The organism is Kitasatospora sp. NPDC004240 (assembly GCF_053603215.1).
On record NZ_JBSGFD010000056.1, the window covers coordinates 40,483 to 46,731 of the forward strand.

Sequence of the window (6,249 nt, forward strand, 5' to 3'; positions counted from 1 at the left end):
GGTCACGCCCGCATCGGGGTGAAGTGGACCGTCCGGTCGGCCGGGGAGTAGCCGCTGACGGTGACCGTCGGGCCGTGCAGGGGCACGGAGGGGTCGGGGAAGCCCGCCGGGACGGGTTCCTTGCCGTCCGGTCCCAGGTCGAGGGTGGGGAACGGCGGCGGGAACGGCGTGGTGCGCCGGATGAGTTCCTCGTAGAACGGCAGCCAGCGGCCGTGGTCGAAGGTGACCGCGCCGATCACCCGGCCCTGGTGGCCGTAGACGGCGGCGAAGCGGCGCTCGGAGAGGGAGCCCTGGGTCACCAGGATCTCCTCGCCCATCGACGGCACGCCCACCGACTTGATGTTCACCCCGAACTGGGAGGACCAGAAGGCGGGGACCCACAGGTGCGGGAGGCGCTCCGGGGCGGTGCTGACCATGTTGTGCGCGGCGATCTCCGCCTGCGCCACCGCGTTGCCCCAGTGCTCCAGCGAGAGGAACTGGTAACCGAAGAGCGGGTGCGGGGAGCGGGCCACGTCCCCGGCCACGAACACGTCGTCGGTGACGATCCCCCGGACGTCGAAGGCCCGGCATCCGGCGTCGCAGGCGATCCCGCGCGGGCCGGCGCCGAGGCCGGAGCCGGCGAGCCAGTCCGTGTTGCGGATCGCGCCGAGCGAGACGACCACGACGTCCGCCTCGACGACGGTGCCGTCGGACAGGCAGACCGAGCGGACCCGGCCGGCCGAGTCGCCCTCCAGGGCGGTCACCATCACGCCGGTCCGCAGGTCGACCCCGCCCTCGCGGTGCATCCGGGCCGCCACGTCGCCGATCACCGCGCCGAGCGCGCCGACCAGCGGTGCGCCGCCGCGTTCCACGACCGTGACGGCCAGGCCCCGCTCGCGGCAGGCCGAGGCGATCTCCGAGCCGGTGAACCCGGCCCCGATCACCACCACCCGGCGGGGGCCCTGCTCCAGGCGGCGCAGCAGCCTGACCGCGTCGTCACGGCCGCGCAGCAGCAGGACGCCGTCGAGGGCCGCCTCCGCCTCGTGCGGCCACGGGCGGGCCCGTACGCCGGTGGCGATCAGCAGCCGGTCGTAGCCGAGGCTCTCGCCGTCGGCGAGCCGGACCCGCCGGGCGGCCATGTCGAGGCCGGTGGCGGCGTGGCCGAGGCGCCACTCGGCGTCCAGTTCGCGGCGGCGGGGCAGCGCCGTGCGCTCGGCGGAGGCGTGGTCCAGCAGGACCCCCTTGGACAGCGGGGGCCGGTCGTACGGGTCGTGGGGTTCGTCGCCGACCAGGGTGAGCGAGCCGGTGAAGCCCTTGTCGCGCAGGGTCTCCGCCGCCCGCAGCCCGGCGAGCGAGGCACCGACGATCACGATCCGGCCCTCGCGCCGGAGCCACTCGACGTAGGCGTCGCCGTTCACCGGGCACCGCCTCCCCCGCTGCCCGCCCGGCCGGCGACGACGGCCTTCCCGCCGACCCGGTCACCCGCCCGATCACCGTCGGGGTCGTCCACCAGGATCGCCTGGACGGGGCAGGCCGCGACCGCCTGGGCCACGCGTTCGCGCTGGGCGGCGTCGGCGTACGGGTCGTAGAGCAGGGCCTCCTCACCGTGCATGGTGAAGACGTCCGGGGCGAGGAACGCGCACTGCGCGTACCCCTGACAGCGGTTGAGGTCGACGACCACCCTCATCGGGCTCCGCCTTTCGAGGAGGGGCATGTTCTACGCCAGCCTCCGACACCTGCGCCGCCCGCGCCCGCCGGAACTGGCCCGTCGGGGTGACCGGGGCGGTGGTCCGGGCCGTCCGCGGGCGGCCCGGACCTCCGGTCCCGCGGCCCCGGCCGGCGGGCGGTCGCTGTCAGCGGGCTCCAGTAGCGTCCCGGGCATGGATACCGCAACGACCACCACGCCGTACGACATGACGCTGGATCACCCCGACCCCTGCGGCCACCCCGCGCTCGACGGCGCGCCCGTCAGCCGGATCACCGGCCCGCTGCGCGAGGCGCTCATCGGCCTGGCCGCCCGGCTGGACCCGCTCGCCGCCGCGGCCGATCCGGACGGCTCCGTCTGCGACGCCCTGCGGCTGATCGTGGGCGCGGCCTACGACACCGCCGAGCCGGGCGAGCGGCCGGGCCTGCTGTACGTCACCCCCGCCGTCGCGGAGCTCGGGCGGCGGCCCGTCTGGCTGGAGCGGGACCGGCCGGGCGGGCCGATCACCGCCCGCTTCCCCGCGGACCGCTGAGCCGCGGTCAGGGGGGGTGCCGGCGGCCTCGGGGCGGGGGCGGGCGCCGTGACGGGGGGGCGGGGGCGCCGGGGCGCGGGCCCCGTACGACCTCACCGCCCCCGGCCGGGCCGGGCCCGGTCAGAGCTTGGGCTGGGCGCTCAGCCAGAGCCGGGCGGCGTTGATCTCCTGGGCGGGCCGGTCCCAGAGCCCGGCGATGTGCTCGGCGAGGTCCTTCACGTCGGTGAAGCCCTCGAACTTCGCGTTCGGGCGCTCGGCCCGCATGGCGTCGTGCACCAGGGCCTTGACGACCAGGATGGTGGCGGCGGCGCGCGGGCCCTCGTCCCCGCCCGCCTTGCGGAAGGCGTCGGCGAGGGCGAGCGTCCAGGCCTCGGCGGCGGCCTTGGCGGCCGCGTAGGCGGCGTTGCCGGCGGTGGGCCGGCTGGCCCCCTCGGCGCTGATCAGGACGAACCGGCCGTTGGTGCTGCGCTCCAGGGCGCCCTGGAAGGCGAGCGAGGTGTGCTGGACGGTGCGGACGAGCAGGTTCTCCAGCACGTCCCAGTCCCCGAGGTCGGTCTCGGCGAAGGTGGCGGAGCCGCGCCAGCCGCCGACGAGGTGGACCAGGCCGTCGACGCGGCCGAACTCCTTCTCCGTGCGGTCGGCCCAGGCGCGGGTCGCGGCCGGGTCGAGCAGATCGACCGTGTCCCCGGTGACGCTGGAACCGCCGTGCGCGGCGCGGGCGGCGTCCACCGCCTGCGCGAGCCGGGCCGCGTCCGCGTCGGAGGCGACGACCGTGGCACCCGCCTCGGCGAGCCGCAGCAGCGCCGCCCGGCCCGCGGGACCGGCGGCGCCCGCCACCGCGACGACCGCGCCCTCCAGCGGCCCCTTGCCCATGCTCGTGTTCACAGATCTCCTTCTGGTTCCGGTGGCCGTCGGCGGATCCGGTGCGACCGCCCCGCCGATCGCGATCCGCGCACGTTCGGTGGCCATGCGTGACGGCGATCCTATGCCCCACCATGCGGACGGCGGACGCACCGCCACCGGCGCGTACGTCCCCCCGTCGCCCGTCCGCGACGCCCGCCGGGGGCCGCCCGCAAAGTGACCGCTCGGTAAGTTGTTGTGTCCAGGACCTTGACGCACCCCGCGCCGCTCGGGATTCTCAGGTGCACCGGCACGTACGGGCCCGCGCCAGGTCCCTCCCCTCCCCCCGGTGGCGGTCCCGGCGCGCGACCCGGCCTGCCCACGTGCACCTTCCCCGACGTCTCCCCCACGAGCAGAGGTGTGTCCATGCCCGGGCATCTCGTGCGCCGCCGCGCTCTCACGTCCCTCCTGTCCCTGCTGTTACTCCTCGCCGCCTCACTGGCCGGCGCCGTGCCCGGGCCCGACGCCCGGGCCGCCGGCGGCGGCTGGTGGGAGCCGGGCGCCCGGCCCGCGCCGGACTCGCAGATCAACGTCACGGGCGCGCCGTTCACCGGCACCGACGCGGCCGGCCGGGTCCGCGGCTTCGTCGACGCGCACAACCACCTGATGTCGAACGAGGGTTTCGGTGGCCGGCTGATCTGCGGGTCGGTCTTCTCCGAGCAGGGCGGCGCGGCCGAGGCGCTCAAGGACTGTCCCGAGCACTACCCCGACGGCGCCGGCGCCCTGTTCGAGAACGTCACCGGCGGGGCGAACGGCCATCACGACCCGGTGGGCTGGCCCACGTTCCGCGACTGGCCGGCCAACGACTCGCTGAGCCACCAGCAGAACTACTACGCCTGGGTGGAGCGCGCCTGGCGGGGCGGCCAGCGCGTCCTGGTCAACGACCTGGTGACCAACGGGCTGCTCTGCTCGCTCTACCCGTACAAGGACCGCGGCTGCGACGAGATGACGGCCATCCGGCTGGAGGCGCAGAAGACCTACCAGCTCCAGGCCTACGTCGACCGGATGTACGGCGGCCCGGGCAAGGGCTGGTTCCGGATCGTCACCGACGCCCAGCAGGCCAAGGACGTCATCACCCAGGGCAAGCTCGCGGTCGTCCTGGGGGTGGAGACCTCCGAGCCGTTCGGCTGCAAGATGATCCTCGACATCGCCCAGTGCGACGAGGGCGCCATCGACCGCGGCCTGGACGAGCTGTACGCGCTCGGGGTGCGCAGCATGTTCCTGTGCCACAAGTTCGACAACGCGCTGTGCGGGGTGCGCTTCGACGAGGGCACCATCGGCACGGCGGTCGCCACCGGCCAGTTCCTGTCGACGGGCACCGTCTGGGCCACCGAGGAGTGCGCCGGGCCGCAGCACGACAACCCGATCAACGGCGCGAGCGGACCGCGCTGCAACACCCGGGGGCTGACCCGGCTGGGCGAGTACGCGCTGCGCGGCATGATGAACCGGCACATGATGCTGGAGCTCGACCACATGAGCGTCAAGGCGGCCGGGCGGGCGCTGGACATCCTGGAGTCCGCGCGCTACCCGGGGGCGATCTCCAGCCACAGCTGGATGGACGCGCAGTGGACCGAACGGCTGTACCGCCTCGGTGGTTTCGCCGCCCAGTACGCCCACTCCGCCGAGGGCTTCGTCGGCGAGGCCCGGCGGACCAAGGACCTGCGCACCCGGTACGGCGTGGGCTACGCGTACGGCACCGACATGAACGGCGTCGGCGGCTGGCCGGGCCCGGTGGGCGAGGGCGCGCCGAACGCGGTCCGCTACCCGTTCCGCTCGGCCGACGGGCAGAGCACGCTGGAGCGCCAGGTCACCGGCGACAAGGTGTGGGACCTCAACAAGGACGGGCTCGCGCACAACGGCCTCGTGCCGGACTGGATCGAGCAGATGCGGCTCAGCGGCGGCCAGGACGTGGTGGACGACCTGATGCTCGGCGCCCAGTCCTACCTCGACACCTGGCGGGCCACCGAGCGCCACCGTCCGGCGGTGAACCTCGCGCCGGGCGCGACGGCCAGCGCCAGCTCCGCCGAGTGGAACCCGTTCACGGGCTACCAGGCGGGCCGGGCGATCGACGGCTCCCGCGACACCCGCTGGGCCAGCGACTGGAACGACGCCCAGTGGCTGCGGCTGGACCTCGGATCGACGCGCACCCTGTCCTCGGTCACCCTGGACTGGGAGGCCGCCTACGCCCGCGAGTACCGCATCGAGGTGTCCGCCGACGGCGCCGCCTGGCGGACCGTCTGGTCCACGGCCACCGGCGACGGGGGCCTCGACACCGCCCGCTTCGACCCGGTGACCGCCCGCTACCTGCGGGTCCAGGGTGTCAAGCGGGCGACCCGCTGGGGCTACTCCCTCTACGAGGTCGGCGTCTACGGCACCTGATCCGCGCGGCCCGGGCGGAGCGGTCAGTTTTCGAGAAGCGACCGCCCGGGCTGTTTCTCTAGCATGGGACACGTCCCCAGCAGGAGAAGTACGAGAGGAACCCGTCATGAGCGCCGCGACCGCCAAGAACGCCAAGTCCGCCGAGACCGCCGGCGCGAAGTACGACGGCTTCTCCGAGGACGAGAAGAGCGCGATGAAGGAGCACGCCAAGGAGATGAAGGCGGCCGCCAGGCGCGGGGCCAAGGCGGACACCGAGGGCGAGGTGCTGGCGAAGATCGCCGAGATGGCGGAGGCGGACCGCGTCCTCGCCGAGCGGGTGCACGCGATCGTGAAGGCCGCCGCGCCGGAGCTGACCGCGAAGACCTGGTACGGGATGCCCGCGTACGCCCGGGCCGGCAAGGTGGTCTGCTTCTTCCAGAGCGCGGAGAAGTTCAAGAGCCGGTACGCGACGCTGGGCTTCAGCGACCAGGCCTTCCTGGACGAGGGCGCGATGTGGGCCACCTCGTACGCGCTGGTCGAGCTGACCGCCGAGGTCGAGGCCCGGATCACCGAGCTGGTGAAGAAGGCGGCCGGCTGAGCAACGGCCCCGGCAGGACGATCGAGGCGCTCGCCCCCGGCCGGGGGGGGGCGGCTGGCGCCGGTGGTGGGGGGGGGGTGGGGGGGCGCTGGTGGTCGGTTTGGGGGGGGGGTTCGGGTGAGATGGGGGTGGGTTCCGGGGGCACGGGGGTCGCGTGGGGTCGGGGCGGGTTCCCGG

Annotated in this window: 6 protein-coding genes; 3 read left to right on the forward strand and 3 right to left on the reverse strand. The window is 74.7% G+C overall.

The features are described 5' to 3' along the window. Nucleotides 1-2: 2 nt before the first annotated feature. Both ACWEQL_RS17500 and ACWEQL_RS17505 read right to left on the reverse strand, forming a co-directional pair. On the reverse strand, nt 3-1,397 hold the full coding sequence (locus tag ACWEQL_RS17500) for an NAD(P)/FAD-dependent oxidoreductase (protein WP_452151139.1): 1,395 nt from the start codon (nt 1,395-1,397) through the stop codon (nt 3-5). Next, nucleotides 1,394-1,666, reverse strand: coding sequence for a ferredoxin (locus ACWEQL_RS17505; protein WP_452151140.1), 273 nt, complete (start codon nt 1,664-1,666; stop codon nt 1,394-1,396). Before ACWEQL_RS17505 ends, ACWEQL_RS17500 begins: the two co-directional genes overlap by 4 nt. Nucleotides 1,667-1,859: 193 nt before the next feature. On the opposite strand from ACWEQL_RS17505, the gene ACWEQL_RS17510 reads away from it, so the two are divergent. Beyond that, a complete protein-coding gene (locus ACWEQL_RS17510) occupies nt 1,860-2,216 on the forward strand; it encodes a hypothetical protein (RefSeq protein WP_452151141.1) in 357 nt (118 codons plus the stop codon). Nucleotides 2,217-2,336: 120 nt separating this feature from the next. On the opposite strand, the gene ACWEQL_RS17515 is transcribed toward ACWEQL_RS17510, so the two are convergent. After that, the gene (locus ACWEQL_RS17515; protein ID WP_452151147.1) at nt 2,337-3,089 is read right to left on the reverse strand and encodes an SDR family NAD(P)-dependent oxidoreductase; all 753 of its coding nucleotides are present in this window, start codon (nt 3,087-3,089) and stop codon (nt 2,337-2,339) included. 393 nt (nt 3,090-3,482) lie between these two features. Between ACWEQL_RS17515 and ACWEQL_RS17520 the strand changes: the two genes are divergently transcribed. After that, nucleotides 3,483-5,495: a discoidin domain-containing protein gene (locus ACWEQL_RS17520; protein ID WP_452151142.1), complete on the forward strand. Its 2,013-nt coding sequence runs from the start codon at nt 3,483-3,485 to the stop codon at nt 5,493-5,495. A gap of 106 nt (nt 5,496-5,601) precedes the next feature. Continuing rightward, nucleotides 5,602-6,072: an iron chaperone gene (locus tag ACWEQL_RS17525; protein ID WP_452151143.1), complete on the forward strand. Its 471-nt coding sequence runs from the start codon at nt 5,602-5,604 to the stop codon at nt 6,070-6,072. Nucleotides 6,073-6,249 lie beyond the last annotated feature (177 nt).

What these genes read in the sequence shown, in the direction of transcription:
- ACWEQL_RS17510 (WP_452151141.1), top strand. Translation starts at nt 1,860, where the DNA reads ATGGATACCGCAACGACCACCACGCCGTACGACATGACGCTGGATCAC.
- ACWEQL_RS17525 (WP_452151143.1), top strand. Translation starts at nt 5,602, where the DNA reads ATGAGCGCCGCGACCGCCAAGAACGCCAAGTCCGCCGAGACCGCCGGC.
- ACWEQL_RS17505 (WP_452151140.1), bottom strand. Translation starts at nt 1,666, where the DNA reads ATGAGGGTGGTCGTCGACCTCAACCGCTGTCAGGGGTACGCGCAGTGC.
- ACWEQL_RS17515 (WP_452151147.1), bottom strand. Translation starts at nt 3,089, where the DNA reads ATGGGCAAGGGGCCGCTGGAGGGCGCGGTCGTCGCGGTGGCGGGCGCC.
- ACWEQL_RS17520 (WP_452151142.1), top strand. Translation starts at nt 3,483, where the DNA reads ATGCCCGGGCATCTCGTGCGCCGCCGCGCTCTCACGTCCCTCCTGTCC.